Source organism: Acidobacteriota bacterium, from assembly GCA_016195325.1.
In the GTDB taxonomy this organism is placed as follows: domain Bacteria; phylum Acidobacteriota; class Polarisedimenticolia; order JACPZX01; family JACPZX01; genus JACPZX01.
In genome coordinates, this window is record JACPZX010000049.1 from 1 (window position 1) to 16,091 (window position 16,091).

Below are 16,091 nucleotides of genomic sequence, written 5' to 3' on the forward strand. Positions count from 1 at the left end.
ACGCGCTGATCGTCCTCATGACGTACGAGAACCGGGGGTACGCGCTCCTCAGCTTCTGAGCGGTGCCTTCCCCGAGACCGCCCCGTCCACCGCTCCCCAGAAGTCGGGCTCCTTCCGGAAGTGCAGGAAGAAGATCGGCACGCGTTTCAGCGACTCGTCGAGGGCGTCGAAGAGATCGGGGCGCTGGTTGAGCGACTCGTTCACGAAGGGAAGATTCGCAACCACCTCCGCCATCGTCTGCACGCGCGGCCGCCTCTCGACGAAGGTCGTCTCGTCCTGCACCAGCCGGAACATCGCCGCGAGCGGGAAGAGGCCCGTGACAGGCTTCCCACCTTCGTAGGTCCCGCGGAATGGGGAGCCGGCGACGGAGAGCTCGCCCGACGGCTCCGGGACCACGAGCGTCAGGTCGTCGGAGATCACCCGCCCCTCCGTGTTCATCTTCGCGAGCGTCGATTTGCCGGAGGCCGACTTCCCGAAGAAGATGTACGCGCGCCCGTGCCGCTCGATGCTCGCCCCGTGAATGAAGAAGCCGCCGCGGCGCACCGCGAGGCAGGCGACCGCCACGCGGCAGAAGTTCTCGAAGGCGCGCTCCGCCGGATCGAAGGTGCCGGTGCCGAACGAGAGCCCCGCCGTGAGCGACGCGAGGTCGATCCACCCCGCCATCGAGTACGTGACGAGGCGGATCAGCTCCCTGTCAGGCACGATGCGCAGGCGGTAGTACCCCTCGGGCTTCCCGCGCTCGGGCTCGACGTAGTGCTCGACGGCGTCGCGGTGGACCTCCACGCGCAACGGGGAGCTCACGAGCGTGGGGTCGGCAACGTACGCCGCGAAGCGCCGCGACACGTCTCCGTGCAGCGCCGCGTCGAGGCCATGGAAGAGCAGCGACAGGCCGGCGAGGTCGATCGCGAGCGAGAGATCTCCGCGCGGTGCGAGCGCGTCGATGTGAGCACGGGAGGGCGGCTCGGCCTCGCTCTCCCGGGCGATGTTGCGGAGCCTCGTGGACCCCTCGCGCTTTTCGCTCATCGTGGCGCGAATCTACCGCCCCCTCGCCGGGGCCGCAACAGCCTCCCGCCCCTCTGCTACCATGACGACGTCCCGCGCCAACCCCCATCGACGACGAGGTCCCCGTGAGCGACGAGCGAGAGAGCTACCCACTCGACGTGCTGTTCGTGGGAGGCGGCCCCGCCTCCCTCGCGGGCGCGATCCACCTGGCGCACCTGATCAGGAAGCACAACGACAGGGCGAAGGCCGAAGGAAAGAAGGAGATCGCCGCCGAGATCGGAGTCATCGAGAAGGCGCGCGAGTTCGGCCAGCACGGCCTCTCAGGCGCCGTGCTCAACCCGAAGGCCCTCGCCGAGCTGATCCCCGACTTCAAGGAGAAGGGGTGCCCGCTCGGCACCGAGATCCGCCACGACGCCTTCTACATGCTCACGCGCACGGGAAGCCTCAAGGTTCCCGAGCTCCTCGTTCCCCCCGAGAACGACAACCGCGGCATGTTCACGATCTCGCTGCAGCGCTTCGCGAAGTGGCTCGCCGAGATCGCGGAAGGGGAGGGGATCTTCCTCTTCCCCGCGACCACGGGGGTGAAGATCCTCGAAGAGGACGGGCGCGTCGTCGGAGTCCGGACCGGCGACAAGGGGCTCGGGAAGGACGGCTCTCCGAAGGGGAACTTCGAGCCGGGGCTGAACCTGAACGCGAAGGTCACGGTCTTCGGCGAAGGGCCGCGCGGCACGCTCAGCGAGGACCTCATCAACCGGTTCAAGCTCCGCGACGGGCGGAACCCGCAGGTCTTCTCCCTCGGGACGAAGGAAGTGATCAGGGTGAAGAGGACCGCGGGGCGCGGCCTCGTCCTCCACACCCTCGGGTATCCCCTCCAGTCCTTCCAGTTCGGTGGGGGGTTTCTCTACGAGCTCGACGCGGAGCACTACTCGGCGGGGTTCGTCACCTCCCTCTCGTGGCGCGATCCGCGGTTCGACTGCCACGCGGCGCTCCAGCAGTGGAAGAAGCACCCCCTCATCCAGTCGTTCATCCGCGGCGGTGAGGTGGTGTCGTACGGCGCGAAGACGATCCCCGAGGGGGGGTACTTCTCGATCCCGAAGCTCACCGCGCCGGGGGCGATGCTCGTCGGGGATTCGGCCGGCTTCGTGAACGTGAAGCTCCTCAAGGGGATTCACTACGCGATGACGACCGGCATGCTCGCGGCGGAGACGATCCTCGACGCGCTCGTCGCGGGGGATTACTCCGACGCCCGCCTCGCGGCGTACGAGGAGAAGGTCCGCGGATCGTACGTGCAGGCCGACCTGTGGCGCGATCGCAATTTCCGAATCGCGTTCGAGAAGGGGCTCTACGCCGGGCTCATGGCCACCGGCCTCCATCGGTTCACGGGAGGCGGCACGAAGAAGCGGACGCCCCTCCACCAGGACCACACCCGCTTCGTCCCCGTCTCCACCCTGGGAGCGCCCCCCGCGGATCCGCCGGGGTTCGATCCGGCGACGATCGTCGACAAGCTGACAGATGTCTTCCGATCGGGGACGATTCACCGCGAGGACCAGCCTTCGCACATCCAGCTCGTGAGCCCTGCGGTCTGCACCGACCAGTGCATCCCGAAGTACGGCGTCGCGCCGTGCACGAACTTCTGCCCCGCGAAGGTCTACGAGCTGGTGGGGGAGAAGGGGGGGGAGCGCATCCAGATCAACTTCAGCAACTGCGTGCACTGCAAGACGTGCGTGATCCTCGACCCCTTCGACGTGAGCGCGGGGGATGCGATCCAGAACATCGACTGGCGCGCCCCGGCCGAGGGGGGGCCGAAGTACCTGAGCCTCTGACCGGCTCGACCGTCGCTCATCGCGCCCCATCCCTCCCGAAAACACGGACAAACCGGACGTTCACGAGAACATCTTTGTTTTTCTAAGTCCACATACAAAATTTCTTGACTTTGAATATGCGTACCCTAACTTCGGTGTCGTCGGGAGGACGCCACCTCCCGCCCGAAGGAGCGGGGATGGAATCAGAGACTGAGAGAACGTCCCCTGGCCTCCGGGAACCGACGTCAAGTCCGAAGGAGGTCCAGCCACCCATGAAAGCGACACGATTCTTCGCCCTCGTCTGCGCGGCGGTCATCTCCGCCACGGCCGCCGGCGCGGGCCAGCCGCAGGTCGTTCTGAGCGTCGACGTGAAGGAGGAGATCTCCGCCCCCGACGCGCAAGGGCGCCCCAGCGTCGTCCGGAAGAAGGTCGAGAGGACCGAGCCCGGCGACGTCCTCATCTACACCCTCACCTACACGAATTTCGGGAACGAGCCGGCGATCTCGGCGACGGTCGACGATCCGATCCCCGCGGGGACGGTGATTCTCCCGGCGAGCGTTCTGGGAGAGCGCGCGTCGATCACCTTCAGCGCCGACAACGGCCGCTCGTTCGCCCCCTACCCGCTCATGAAGACCGTCACCGGCGCCGACGGGAGGCCCGGGAAGGTCGAGGCCGCCCCGGACAGCTACACGCACGTCCGCTTCGCGGCGAGCGAGCCGATCGCTCCCGGCGAATCGCGGAGCGCGTCGTTCAAGGTGATCGTCCGGTAGCGGCTTTCCAGTAACCCCCCCCGAGTCCTCCGAGGTCCCTCCCGAGGAGGATTCGTCTGCCCGCAGGATTCGGACACTGAGTGTTTCCCAGCGAAAACAACGCGCCGAAGACCCACAAGGAGAGGAAGAGCATGAGGCATTCGACGATTCGAGCCACGGCCATGGCGGTGCTGACGCTGCTGGCCGCCGTTCCGGGGGCTTTCGCCGTCGGGACTCCCGCCGGCACGGTCATCAGCAACCAGGCGACGATCAACTACACGGACGCAAACGGGAACCCGCTGACCGCGCTCAGCAACATCGTGACGACCACCGTCTCGCAGGTCGCCACGGTGAGCGTGACCCCGAACGGCGCGCAGAACGCCGTTCCCGGCACGATTCTCTTCTACGCCCACACCGTCCAGAACCTGGGCAACGGCAACGACACCATCGACATGACCGCCGTCAGCGCCGGCGGGTTCGCGACCGCGCTCTTCCTCGACAACAACGGCAACGGCGTCTTCGACGCCGGCGACACGGCGATGACCGACACCGACGGCGACACGATCCCCGACACGGGCTCCCTCGCCGCGAACGGCACGGTGAAGATCCTGGCCCGGATCACGATCCCCGTCGGGACGGCGCCCCAGGTCGACGTCATGGCGGTGACCGGCACCTCGAGCTTCAACGTGGGCGTCTCCTCCTCGGCCACCGACACGACGACGGTCCTCGCGCCGAACGTCACCGCGGTGAAGAGCGTCCTTCCGGCCGGCAACCAGCCGCCGGGCACGACCCTCACGTACTCGGTCGTCGTGACCAACGCCGGCAGCGCCAACGCCGCCGCCGTCGTCCTGACGGATCCGATCCCGGCGAACACCGCCTACGTCCCGGGATCGATCACCCTCGACGGTGTCTCGAAGACCGACATCGCCGACGCCGACCAGGGCGACTTCAACGCGACCACGGCGGGCGCCGTCACGGTGAACATCGGCGCCATGGCCCCCGCCGCGACGCACACGATCACCTTCAAGGTGAAGATCAACTAGTCGTCCCGTCACCTCGCAGAGGCCCCCGGCACGGCGCCGCTCGCGCCCGTGCCGGGGCGCCTCCCGGGGAAGGAGTGCACGTGCGGCCCATGGCCCGCGCCGATCTCGGCCGGACCTCAGAAAACCGCGCGCGCCGGCACGCCCCCCGCCTCGTCGTCCTCTTCGGCATCCTCTCCCTTGTCGGCGCATCCTTATTAATGCCCGCCACGAAGGTCTCCACGGCTCCCGGCACGGCCATCGTCAACGTCGCGAGCGTCAACGCGACGCTCGCGCCCGGCGCCCCGCCCACCACCACCCTCAGCAACCGGGCGACGACGCTGGTCGCGGCGGTTCCGCTGGCGAATCTTGGGAAGACCGTCGACCCCGCGGGGCCGGTGCGGGCGGGAACCGATCTCCGGTACACCCTCTCGTTCGCGAACCTCTCGGCGGCGACCCTCACGAACGTGACGATCGTGGACGCGCTCGACTCGTTCATCGCCTCGGCCTCGGGGGTCACGACCGGCACGGTGGCGAATCACGGTCCCGGGGGAGGCCGCGCGGCGCTCACCGGCGCGTACGATGCGGCCTCGAGGCGCGTCACCTGGACGTTTCCGTCGCTCCCCCCGGGGTTCCAGGGGGAGGTGCGCTTCACGGCGACGCTGGCCGCGTCGATTCCGGATCAGTCCGTCGTCCGGAACCGCTTCTCGGCCACCTCCGACCAGGATCCGCCGGGCGCGACGTCGCCCGAGGTCTCGATCACAGTCCTAGCCCCATCGATCACGGTGTCGCTCGCCCTCAGCCGCGACAGGGTCGAGGTCGGGGATCTCGTCGGCTTCACCCTCGCGGTCACCAACGTCTCGGCCTCGACCGATCTCGTCGCCGCGGCGGCGCGCCTTGCGCTGCCGGCGGGGTTTCGGTACCGGGACGGATCGCTGCGCGTCGCCGGAGCGAAGAGCCGGCCCGCGGGCCTCGCCGCCGATCCGCGCGAGCTGCGGATCGACGTGGGCGATCTCCCCCGCGGGGAGAGCCGCGAGATCACGCTCGTGGGGGTCGCCGGGGCCGCGGCGCGACGGGGGAGCGTCGTCGCGCGCGGCGGCGCCACCGCCACGACCGCGGGCGGCCTCGGCGTCGAGGCGGCTCCCGTCGACGCGATCCTGAGCGTCGTCCAGGGGAGCTTCGCCGCCGAGGCGGTCATCGCCGGAAAGGTCTTCGTCGATGCCAACGGCGACGGCGTTCAGTCGGCGAGCGAGGCGAGCGTCCCCGGCGTGAGGCTCTATCTCGAGGACGGCACCGAGGTCCTCACCGACATCGCCGGCAAGTACCACATCGAGGGGGTGCGCCCCGGGCTCCACGTGATGAAGCTCGACCCCGAGACGGCCCCCGCGGGTCTGAAGGCCGCCTCGGCGGACGGGCGCGCCTCCGGGACGCCGGGCGTCCAGTTCATCGACATCGGCGCGGTCGATCTCTTCAAGGCGAACTTCGGCCTGATCGGCGAGCCGGGGGCCCTCTCCGCCCTCCGCGTCGTCCCGGGAGGAGCCGGACCGGGAGGCGAGGGCGCGCCGTCCCCGATGCCGCCGATCGCGGCGGCCGCCCTCTTCGAGGAGGGGAGCGCGTCGCTCAGGCGCCAGGCCGAGGGGATCGTCGAGGCGTGCGCGCAGGCGGTGAAGGACCTCGGCCTCGCGAAATCCGATCTCGCCGTCAGCGAGAGCGGCTCGCCCGATCCGATCCTCGGCGGGGAGAGGGCGCGTGTCTTCCGCAGCGCTCTCCTCAAGTCCCTCGGCGCGCCGTCTCCCGCCGCGGAGCCCCCCGCGATCGCGGCGCACGCTTCGGGAGACCCGGCGCCTCCGCCGGGCGCGGCCCCCGGCGACGCCGTGCCGGCCGCCACCCTCTCGGGCGCGGCGGGCTCCCCGGCGGTGAAGTCCACGGAGGAGATCCTCAGGTCGCTGCCCCTGGGGGTGTACGTCGTCTCTCCCCATCCTGGGGATCTGATCGCGGGTGCGTTCGTGGACGTCGAGGTGGCCTTCCCGACCGGAAGCCATATCCACCTGACGATCGACGGCGACGGGATCGGCGAGGACCGCGTGGGGGTGCGGATGCAGACCTCCCGCAGCGGGATGTCGCTCTTCGGCTTCCTGGGCCTGAAGCTCGCCGAGGGGGAGAACGTGATCGCCGCGGAGACGGGCGACGACACCGAGTCGCCGCAGCGCGTCGAGGTGCGCGTCGATCGGGTCGGCGCTCCCGCCAGGATCCTGGTCCGCGGGGAGGGGGGCGCCCAGCCCGCGGACGGCCGGACCCCCGCGCGCGTCCTCGTCGAGGTGCGCGACGCTCGGGGCCACAGCGTCGCCGACGGGACGCCGGTGACGATCGATCCCTCCGAGGGGGTCGTGCTCGGAGTCGACGCCGAGCCGACGGCGCCGGGGTTCCAGGTCCGCACGTCGTCGGGGGAGGCGCTCGCGCGCCTCTCGCCCGCGGATCACGTCGAGACGCGCGTCGTGACGGCGAGCGCGGGGAAGGCCTCGGGCGCCGGGACGATCCAGTTCGGGCCGCACCTCCGCGAGTGGATCGTCGCGGGCGTCGGCGAGGCGGGGTGGTCCCTGAGCGGGACGCCGGCGGCGGGGACGGGCGGGGATCTCCCGGGCGCGGACGACCCGTTCACGGGAGCGGGGGCTTCCTCGCGCCTCGCATTCTTCGCGAAGGGGCGGATCGGCGAGGAGAACCTCCTCGCCGTGTCGTTCGACTCCGCGCGCGCGCGGGACACGTCGCGCCTCTTCCAGGGGCCGGATCCGTCCGCCCTCTTCCCGATCTACGGCGACGCGAGCCGGCAATCGTACGATCTGCCGTCCCAGGCGCGGCTCGCGCTCCGGTGGGACCGGCGCCGGACGTCGGTGACGTACGGGGATTTCCAGACCGGCCTCAGCGCCCTCGAGCTCGCCCGCTACGACCGGACGCTCTCAGGCGCGATCGCCGTCGTCGAGACGCCGTCCCTCAGCGTGAAGGCGTTCGCCGCCCAGACGCCGCAGCGCGACGTGCGCGACTCCTTCCCCGCGGACGGATCCTCGGGGCCGTACCGCCTCACGCGGCGACCGCTCGTGGCGTACAGCGAGAGGGTGACGCTCGAGGTGCGCGACAGGTATCACACCGAGCGCGTGCTCCAGACTTCACCCCAGGCGCGCTGGACCGACTACGACATCGACTACAGCGGCGGGACGATTCTCTTCCGCGGCCCGGTGAACTCGGCCGACGACGGCTTCAACCCCGTCACGATCGTCGTGACGTACGAGACGCTCGGCGCTGGAGGGAGCGACCTCGTGGCGGGAGGGCGGATCGGCTGGCGGGCGGGATCGAAGTTCGAGTGGGGGACGACGGCGGTCCACGAGCAGCGCGGCGGCTCCCCATTCTCCCTCACCGGAATGGACTTCACGCTGCGCCCCGTCGCCGGCGTCGCCGTCACCACCGAGTACGCGCGCACCGCCGATGGGACGCGCGTCGCCGGGGCGCTCGCCCTCCGCGTGAGCGCCTCGGTCTCGCCGCGGGGGACGATCGGGGCGTACGTGCGCGAGGTGCCGACGGACTTCAGCAATCCCTCGATGTCGGGAGCCTCGGAGGTCGGCACGACCAAGGAGGGGCTCGACTACCACGCGTCGATGCCGGACGGCTCCCGCCTCACCGCCGAGAGCTTCCGGCAGCAGCAGCAGATCCAGGGAATCGATCATCACGCCACCGGCCTCGCGTGGGAGAAGCCGGACGGCCCGCTCACCTGGCAGGCGGGGGCGAAGGAGATCGGCGGGACGACGGCCGCGGGGGGGGGCGACGGGACGTCGGGGCTCGTGGATCTCGGGTTGAAGTCCCGGATCGGCAAGCGCCTCGACGCGAGCGTGCTGCGGAGCCAGATCGTCTCAGGCACCACCGTCGCGGGCTTCCCGACCCGGACCGATCTGGGGGCGGGTTACAAGTTCACCGATCAGTTCCGCGGGTTCGTGCGGGAGGAGATTGACCAGGCGGGGGCGGGGTCGGCCTCGAGGACCCTTCTCGGCGCCGAGGGGGCCGTCAGCGACACGACGACGATCGAGAGCCGCTACACGCTCGAGGATGCCCTCGCGGGAGAGCGCGGCTACGCGACGATGGGGGTGAGGACCCGCGTGCCCATCACCGACGTCTGGTCGGCCGATATGCGCGCCGAGCGATCCCAGACCGTCCTCGGCTCGGCGGGCTCGGACTTCACCTCGCTCAGCGGCGCGGCGGAATACCTTCCCGGCAAGTCGAAGTTCACCACGCAGTATGAGGTCCGATTCGGCGCTCTCGATCGCCGGCAGCTCCTGACGGCCGCGGGGGCGATGCGCCTCTCGCCCGATCTCTCGCTCTTCGCCCGGCAGCGGCTGAACTACATCGAGCCCGACGCCGGCGCGAGCCGCTTCGACGCGGACGGTCTCGTCGGCCTCGCCTTCCGTCCCGTCGACTCGGACAGGTACAACTGGCTCGGGAGGATCCAGGCCGGCCGCGGCGAGATTCTGCCCGGCGGCGTGACGACCCTCGCGGGCGCCCCCGGGGCGCAGGGGTACCTCGGGATCTTCGAGGTCAACGTCCAGCCCGCCCCGAGGTGGCACGTCCTGGGGCGCTACGGCGCGCGGTACGCGGCCGACACCTTCGCGGGGGAGTCGCTCCGGAGCTACACGGATCTCTGGGAGGGGCGCTGCCTCACGGACGTGGGAAAGAGGATCACGACGGGGCTCTCGGCGCGCCTGCTGAGGCAGCCCGCGTCGGGGACCACGCTCACCGGCGTCGGGGCCGAGACCGGATTCATGCTCGTGAAGGATCTGTGGCTCGTCACCGGCTACAACTTCACGGGCTTCAGCGACTCCCGTTTCCCCGACGGCGATCGCCGCTCGCAAGGTCCTTTCGTCACCCTGAGGTTCAAGTTCGACGAGAGCTTCCTCGCCGGGCTGAGGTCCCCGTCGGCTCAGCCCGCGGCTTCCACGACGACCGCCGTCCCGTAGGCCAGCACCTCGGTCACCCCCGGGGCCATCTCGTTCGCGTCGTAGCGCATCGCGAGGATCGCGTTCGCGCCGCGCTCCCGCGCGTGACGGCGCATCAGCTCGAACGCCTCCTCGCGCGCCCGCTCGGCCAGCTCGGTGTAGAGGGTGATGTTCCCGCCGAAGATCGTCTGGATGCCGGCGCCGATGCTGCCGAGAACCGACCGGCTGCGGACCGTGATCCCCCGGACGACGCCGAGCTGACGGGTGACGCGGTAACCCTCGACCTCGTTCGACGTCGTGATGATCAGCGAATCCGTCATCGTTTCCTCCATGCGCGGAACCTCTCGCTCCTCGGCGAGCGAGCGGCCGCTGAATGCGGCAGCGTATCCTACGCGTCCAAGGAGGATCGCATGAAATCGCACACGCGGCGTCTCACGCTGAAAGTCCCCGCGCGCATGGACTTCGTGAACATCACGGGGCCGGTCGCCGAGGAGGTCAGGGCCAGCGGGATCCGGGAGGGACTGTGCCTCGTCAACTCGATGCACATCACCTCGAGCGTCTTCATCAACGACGACGAGCCCGGCCTGCACGAGGATTACAAGAGGTGGCTCGAACAGCTCGCGCCCTACGATCCGAGCCCGGAGCGGTACCACCACAACCGCACGGGAGAGGACAACGGCGACGCGCACCACAAGAGGCAGGTGATGGGGCGCGAGGTGGTGGTCGCGGTCACGGGGGGGAAGCTCGACTTCGGCCCGTGGGAGCAGATCTTCTACGGCGAGTTCGACGGGCGCCGCGAGAAGAGGGTGCTGATCAAGATCATCGGAGAGTAGCGAAGGCGACGTCCATCAGCGCCTTCTGCTCGATGGCGTGCGCCTTGAACGAGCCCGTCGCGGGGCTCGCGCTCGGCGACCGTTTCACCGAGGCGACGCGCCGGCCGCCCGCGAGCATCTCGAGCCTCGGCAGCACGAAGAAGAGAGCCCCCATGTTCGCCGGCTCCTCCTGGACCCAAATGATCTCGCGCGCCGCCGTGCCACGGATTCGTCGGGGAGGACGGTCCGGAACGAACCCGAGGAGAGCTCCGCGAGGGTGGAGCAGGCCGAGGCCGCCCGGAGCAGGCTCTTCGGCGTCAGCACGATGAGGGGCTTGCGCCAGGTCCTCAGCGCCTGCCGCCGCAGGAGGTGGAAGTACTGCGCGGCCGTGGACGGCTGGCAGACCTGCAGGTTGTCCTCGGCGGCGAGCTGGAGATAGCGCTCGAGGCGCGCGCTGCTGTGCTCGGGCCCCTGCCCCTCGTAGCCGTGGGGGAGGAGCATCGTCAGCCCCGAGAGGAGAGACCACTTGTCCTCGGCGGCCGAGATGAACTGATCGATGATCACCTGGGCGCCGTTCGCGAAGTCGCCGAACTGGGCCTCCCAGGCGACCAGGGCCTCCGGGTGATCGCGGCTGAAGCCGTACTCGAACCCGAGCACCGCCGCCTCCGAGAGCATCGAGTCGCAGACTTCGAAGAGGGCCTGGCTCTCGCGGAGGAGACGGAGCGGGACGTACTCCTCGCCCGTCTCCGCCTCGAAGAGCACGGCGTGCCGCTGGCTGAAGGTGCCGCGCCGGCTGTCCTGCCCCGAGAGGCGGACCGGCGTCCCGCTCCACAGAAGCGTGCCGAAGGCGAGCGCCTCGGCCATCGCCCAGTCCACCGCCCTGCGCCCGTCGGCCATCTCGCGCCTCTCCGCGAGGAGCTTCTTCAGCTTGGGGTGGACCTGGAATCCCGGCGGCGTCGTCGTGATCGCGCGCGAGACGGCGTCGAGTGTCGACGGCTCCGCGGCCGTCTCGACCTCGAGCGAGGGGTCGTACCGTCCGCCGCGGTACCCGTCCCAGTAGGAGGGCATCGTGCGGAGGAGGGGCATCTTCTTCATCGCGCGCCCTTCGGCCTGCGCGCGGTCGAAGCCGGCGCGCAGCTCCGCCTCGAGGGCCTCGACGTCGCCGGTTGCGAGGCCGGCGTGCTCCGCGTACGCCCGCCAGAGCATGGGCCGCTTCTCGATGTCGCGATAGAGGCGCGGCTGCGTGATCGTCGGGTCGTCCACCTCGCTGTGTCCGTACTTGCGGTAGCCGATCAGGTCGATCACCACGTCGGTGTGGAAGCGCGTGCGGTACTCCATCGCGAGGCGGCCGGTGCGCACCACCGCCTCGGGGTCGTCGGCGTTCACGTGGAGGATCGGGATGGGGAGCCGCCTCGCCACGTCGGTGGCGTAGCGCGAGGAGTGCAGCGCCTCGGGGGGCGTCGTGAAGCCGAGAAGGTTGTTGACGACCACGTGCACCGTGCCGCCGACGTTGTACCCGCGGAGCGCCGAGAGGTTCAGCGTCTCGGCCGCGATTCCCTGCCCCGCGAAGGCGGCGTCCCCGTGGAGCGAGATCGGGACGACCTTGTCGCGCGCGCGCTCGACGATCCGGGCCTGCCGCGATCGGGCGCGGCCCATCAGGACGGGATCGACCGCCTCGAGATGGCTCGGGTTCGAGACGAGGTGGATGTCGATGAGGTGCCCTTCGCCCGTCTCGTGCCTTCCCGTCGCGCCCATGTGGTACTTCACGTCGCCGCCGCCCAGCACGCTCCGGGGATCGACGTCCTCGAAGAAGGCGAAGATGCTCTCGGGGGGGACGTGGACGATGTGCGCCATGACGGTGAGGCGGCCGCGGTGGCTCATGCCGATGAGCGCGATCTCCGCGCCGGAGGCCGCCGCCGACTCGAGGACCGAGTCGAGGAGGGGGAGGAGCGCGGCGGCCCCTTCGAGGGAGTACCTCTTCGTCCCGACGTACCGCGCGTGCATGAACCTCTCGAACTCCTCCGCCGCGGCGAGGAGCCGCACGATGCGGCGGCGGTCGGGGGCGCGCCCCTCGGCCTCCATCCGCTCCGCGACGAACCGGCAGCGATCGGGATAGGGGATGTGCATGAACTCGGCGCCGATCTTCCCGCAGTAGGCGGCGCGCCAGCGGGCCGCCTCGTCGCCCGTCTCGGCGTCGAGATCGGGGTGGTGGAAGGGGACCAGGCGATCGAGCGGGTCGAGATCGGCGTGGAGGTACCCCCAGCGTCTGAAGAGGTCGGCGGTCGCGGCGCTCATGGCGGAGGCGCCCCGCTCAGGCGAGCTGCCGCACGACGAAGGGAAGGATGCCGCCGTGCCGGTAGTACTCGACCTCGACGGGGGTGTCGATCCGCGCGAGCGCCTCGAAGGAGATCGTCGAGCCGTCGGCGCGCCGCGCATCCACCCGCATCGGCTTCCCCGGGCGGAAAACCGCCGCGATTCCGGAGATCGAGTACGTCTCCTCGCCGGTGAGGCCGAGCGTCCCGCGCGTCACGCCGGCGGGAAACTGGAGCGGCAGGATCCCCATCCCGACGAGGTTGCTCCGGTGGATCCTCTCGTACGACTCCGCGAGGACCGCGCGCACGCCGAGGAGGGCCGGCCCTTTCGCCGCCCAGTCGCGCGACGATCCGGCGCCGTACTCCTTCCCCGCGAGGACGACGAGCGGCACGCCCGCCTCCCGGTAGGCGAGCGACGCGTCGTAGATCGACATCGCCTGGCCGCCGGGGAGGAACCGGGTGACGCCTCCCTCGGTGCCGGGGGCGAGGAGGTTGCTGAGCCTCACGTTGGCGAAGGTCCCGCGCACCATGACCTCGTGATTGCCGCGGCGCGATCCGTACGAGTTGAAGTCACCGGGCTTCACGCCGTGCTCCACCAGGTAGCGGGCCGCCGGCGAGTCCTTCGCGATCGACCCGGCAGGCGAGATGTGGTCGGTCGTGACGGAATCGCCCAGCACCGCGAGGGCCCTCGCCCCGACGATGTCGCGGAGAGGGGCCGGCTGCCGGTGGATCGACTCGAGAAACGAGGGCTGCCTCACGTACGTCGAGGCGGCGTCCCACGCGAACCGGTTCCCCTCGGGGACCCTTAGGCTCCTCCAGGATTCGTCCCCCTCGAAGACGCGCGCGTACTGTGCGGAGAACATCTCCGTCTTCACCGCGGCCCGGACCGCGGAGCGAACTTCCTCCGGCGACGGCCAGACGTCCTCGAGGTAGACCGGCTTCCCGTCGCGGCCGGCGCCGAGGGGCTCGCGCGAGAGGTCGATGTCCACCGTCCCGGCGATCGCGTAGGCGACGACGAGCGGCGGGCTCGCGAGGTAATTGGCGCGGACGTGCGGGTGGATGCGCCCCTCGAAGTTGCGGTTGCCGCTGAGAACCGCCGCGGCGACGAGGTTTCCCTGCTGGATGGCGGCCGAGACGCTCTCGGCGAGCGGCCCGCTGTTCCCGATGCACGTCGTGCAGCCGTAGCCGACGAGGTGGAACCTGAGCGCCTCGAGCGGGGCGACGAGGCCGGCCTCGGCGAGGTAGTCCATCACGACGCGGGAGCCGGGGGCGAGGCTCGTCTTGACCCACGGCTTCACCGTGAGCCCGCTTTCGACGGCTTTCCTCGCGAGGAGGCCGGCGCCGATCATCACCGAGGGGTTCGACGTGTTCGTGCACGAGGTGATCGCCGCGATGACGACGGAGCCGTGCCGGATCGGCGAGGCCTCACCGGGCGCCGCCTGGGTCGTCGCCGGCCCTTTCGACGCGGCGAGGAGCGACGGCAGCGCCTCCGCGAACTTCAGCTTCACGTCGGTGAGGGGAACGCGATCCTGTGGGCGCCGCGGGCCCGCAAGCGACGGCACGACGGTCGCGAGATCCATCTCGACGGTGTCGGCGAACTCCGGGTCGGGATCGCCCTCGCCGCGGAAGAGCCCCTGCTCCTTTGCGTACGCCTCGACGAGCGCGACGCGCGCCGCGTCGCGGCCCGTGAAGCGGAGGTAGGCGAGCGTCTCGGCGTCCACCGGGAAGTAGCCGCACGTCGCGCCGTACTCCGGCGCCATGTTGGCGAGGGTGGCTCGGTCGGCGAGGGAGAGGCTGTCGAGGCCGGGGCCGTGGAACTCGACGAACTTCGAGACCACCCCTTTCGCGCGGAGCATCTGGGTCACGGTCAGGACCAGGTCCGTCGCCGTGGCGCCGGCGGGGAGCGACCCCGCCAGCTTGAACCCGACGACCTGGGGGATGAGTAGGCTCACCGGCTGGCCCAGCATCGCCGCCTCGGCCTCGATGCCCCCCACCCCCCATCCGAGCACCCCGAGGCCGTTGATCATCGTGGTGTGGCTGTCGGTGCCGATCACGGTGTCGGGGTACGCGGCCGGGGAGGGGCCCCCCGAGTCCATCACGACGCGCGCGAGGTGCTCGAGGTTCACCTGGTGAACGATGCCGGTGTCCGGCGGGACGACGCGGAAGTTCGAGAAGGCCTGCTGCCCCCACCTGAGAAAGGCGTACCGCTCGCGATTCCGCTCGAACTCGAGCCGCGCGTTGGTCGCGAAGGCGGATCTCTCTCCGGCCGCGTCGACCTGCACCGAGTGATCGATCACGAGCTCGCAGGGGACGAGCGGGTTCACCCGCGACGGGTCGCCCCCCATCGACACGAGGGCGTCGCGCATCGCCGCGAGGTCGGCGACGCAGGGGACGCCGGTGAAATCCTGAAGGAGGACGCGCGCCGGGGTGAAGGCGATCTCCTTCTCGGGGGCCGCCGCCAGGTCGATCCGGGCGAGCGCCTCAATGTCGGCCGCCTGGACGGCTCTCCCGTCCTCGGTGCGCAGCAGATTCTCGAGAAGGATCCTGATCGAGCGCGGGAGGCGCGCGACGGGAAAGCCGCGCTTTTCGAGGACCGCGAGGGAGTGGATCTCGTAGGCCGTCCCCGCGACGCGGAGGGACGTTCGCGTGCCGAAGCTGTTCTTGCCCTGGGATCTCATGAAATCGAGTCTAACCGCAGGCGCGAGCGAGGCGCAACCAAATCAGCGCCGGGAGCGCGCGCCGGCGTCGGCCCGCCGCACGAGCTCGGCAATCGAGGCGTCACCCGGGCGCAGGCGGGCGGCGCGGCGCGCCGGAGGGCCGGCCTCGCGCGCGCGCCCCAGCTCGAGGAGCGAGGCGGCGAGCGCTTTCCAGACGTCGGCGACCGAGGGGTCGAGGGCCCCGGCGCGCCGGAGCGCGTCCGCCGCCTCGGCGTGGCGCCCGGCGCGGGCGTGGAGCAGCCCGAGGTTCCCCAGGAGCGTCGGGCTCGACGGGTGCTCCGCGATCGCGCCCTCGAGCACGCGCCGCGCCTCCTCCTCGCGCCCCGTCATGACGAGAACGCGGGAGAGATCCGACGGCCCGGAGGGATCGCCCGGCATCTCGCGGATCGACTCTCTGAGGAGCGGCTCGGCCTCCGCGGCGCGCCCCGTCGCGACGAGGGACGACGCGAGGTTCGCCCTCGCGTGGTGATGGCGCGGGTCGAGCCGCAGCGCCTCGCGGAAATCGCCGATCGCCTCGGCGAGATCGCCGCGCGCGGCGGCGGCCTTGCCGAGAAGGAACCAGGCGTCGGCCGGCGGAGCGGGAGACGTCGCGGCCTCCCTCAGAAGAGCCTCGGGGCGGCTCCACGGGATCATCCCCCCCTCGACGGCGCCGGTCCTCTTGACCAGGTAGGCGCGGCCGAGGTTGAGCGCGGGCTCGGCCCC

At 70.7% G+C, this 16,091-nt stretch carries 9 protein-coding genes and 1 pseudogene; 5 read left to right on the forward strand and 5 right to left on the reverse strand.

All coding sequences use genetic code 11. The features are described 5' to 3' along the window. Window positions 1–48: 48 nt before the first annotated feature. On the reverse strand, window positions 49–1,023 hold the full coding sequence (locus tag HY049_09805) for a hypothetical protein (protein ID MBI3449196.1): 975 nt from the start codon (window positions 1,021–1,023) through the stop codon (window positions 49–51). A 104-nt stretch (window positions 1,024–1,127) separates the two neighbouring features. Between HY049_09805 and HY049_09810 the strand changes: the two genes are divergently transcribed. The 4 genes from HY049_09810 to HY049_09825 all read left to right on the forward strand — a co-directional run bounded on the left by HY049_09810 (window position 1,128) and on the right by HY049_09825 (window position 9,569). Then, window positions 1,128–2,825 (forward strand): 4Fe-4S dicluster domain-containing protein, encoded by a 1,698-nt coding sequence (locus HY049_09810; protein MBI3449197.1) that lies wholly within the window; start codon window positions 1,128–1,130, stop codon window positions 2,823–2,825. A 251-nt stretch (window positions 2,826–3,076) separates the two neighbouring features. Further along, window positions 3,077–3,574 (forward strand): DUF11 domain-containing protein, encoded by a 498-nt coding sequence (locus tag HY049_09815; protein MBI3449198.1) that lies wholly within the window; start codon window positions 3,077–3,079, stop codon window positions 3,572–3,574. A 131-nt stretch (window positions 3,575–3,705) separates the two neighbouring features. Beyond that, window positions 3,706–4,596: a DUF11 domain-containing protein gene (locus HY049_09820; GenBank protein MBI3449199.1), complete on the forward strand. Its 891-nt coding sequence runs from the start codon at window positions 3,706–3,708 to the stop codon at window positions 4,594–4,596. An 80-nt stretch (window positions 4,597–4,676) separates the two neighbouring features. Next, window positions 4,677–9,569, forward strand: a complete 4,893-nt coding sequence (locus tag HY049_09825; protein MBI3449200.1) for a DUF11 domain-containing protein — start codon at window positions 4,677–4,679, stop codon at window positions 9,567–9,569. Here the strand turns inward: HY049_09825 and HY049_09830 are convergent. Next, complete coding sequence (locus HY049_09830; GenBank protein ID MBI3449201.1) at window positions 9,533–9,868, reverse strand: YbjQ family protein; 336 nt, start codon at window positions 9,866–9,868, stop codon at window positions 9,533–9,535. The genes HY049_09825 and HY049_09830 overlap by 37 nt on opposite strands. Before the next feature lie 90 nt (window positions 9,869–9,958). On the opposite strand from HY049_09830, the gene HY049_09835 reads away from it, so the two are divergent. Continuing rightward, window positions 9,959–10,381, forward strand: coding sequence for a YjbQ family protein (locus HY049_09835; GenBank protein MBI3449202.1), 423 nt, complete (start codon window positions 9,959–9,961; stop codon window positions 10,379–10,381). Here the strand turns inward: HY049_09835 and HY049_09840 are convergent. The 3 genes and pseudogenes from HY049_09840 to HY049_09850 all read right to left on the reverse strand — a co-directional run. Beyond that, window positions 10,368–12,655 (reverse strand): annotated as a pseudogene (locus tag HY049_09840) (2-oxoglutarate dehydrogenase E1 component). The gene HY049_09835 and the pseudogene HY049_09840 sit on opposite strands and share 14 nt — an antisense overlap. Window positions 12,656–12,671: 16 nt before the next feature. Continuing rightward, window positions 12,672–15,350 (reverse strand): aconitate hydratase AcnA, encoded by a 2,679-nt coding sequence (gene acnA, locus HY049_09845; GenBank protein MBI3449203.1) that lies wholly within the window; start codon window positions 15,348–15,350, stop codon window positions 12,672–12,674. 42 nt (window positions 15,351–15,392) lie between these two features. After that, window positions 15,393–16,091: tetratricopeptide repeat protein (locus HY049_09850; protein MBI3449204.1), on the reverse strand; the 699-nt coding region annotated here is incomplete at its 5' end.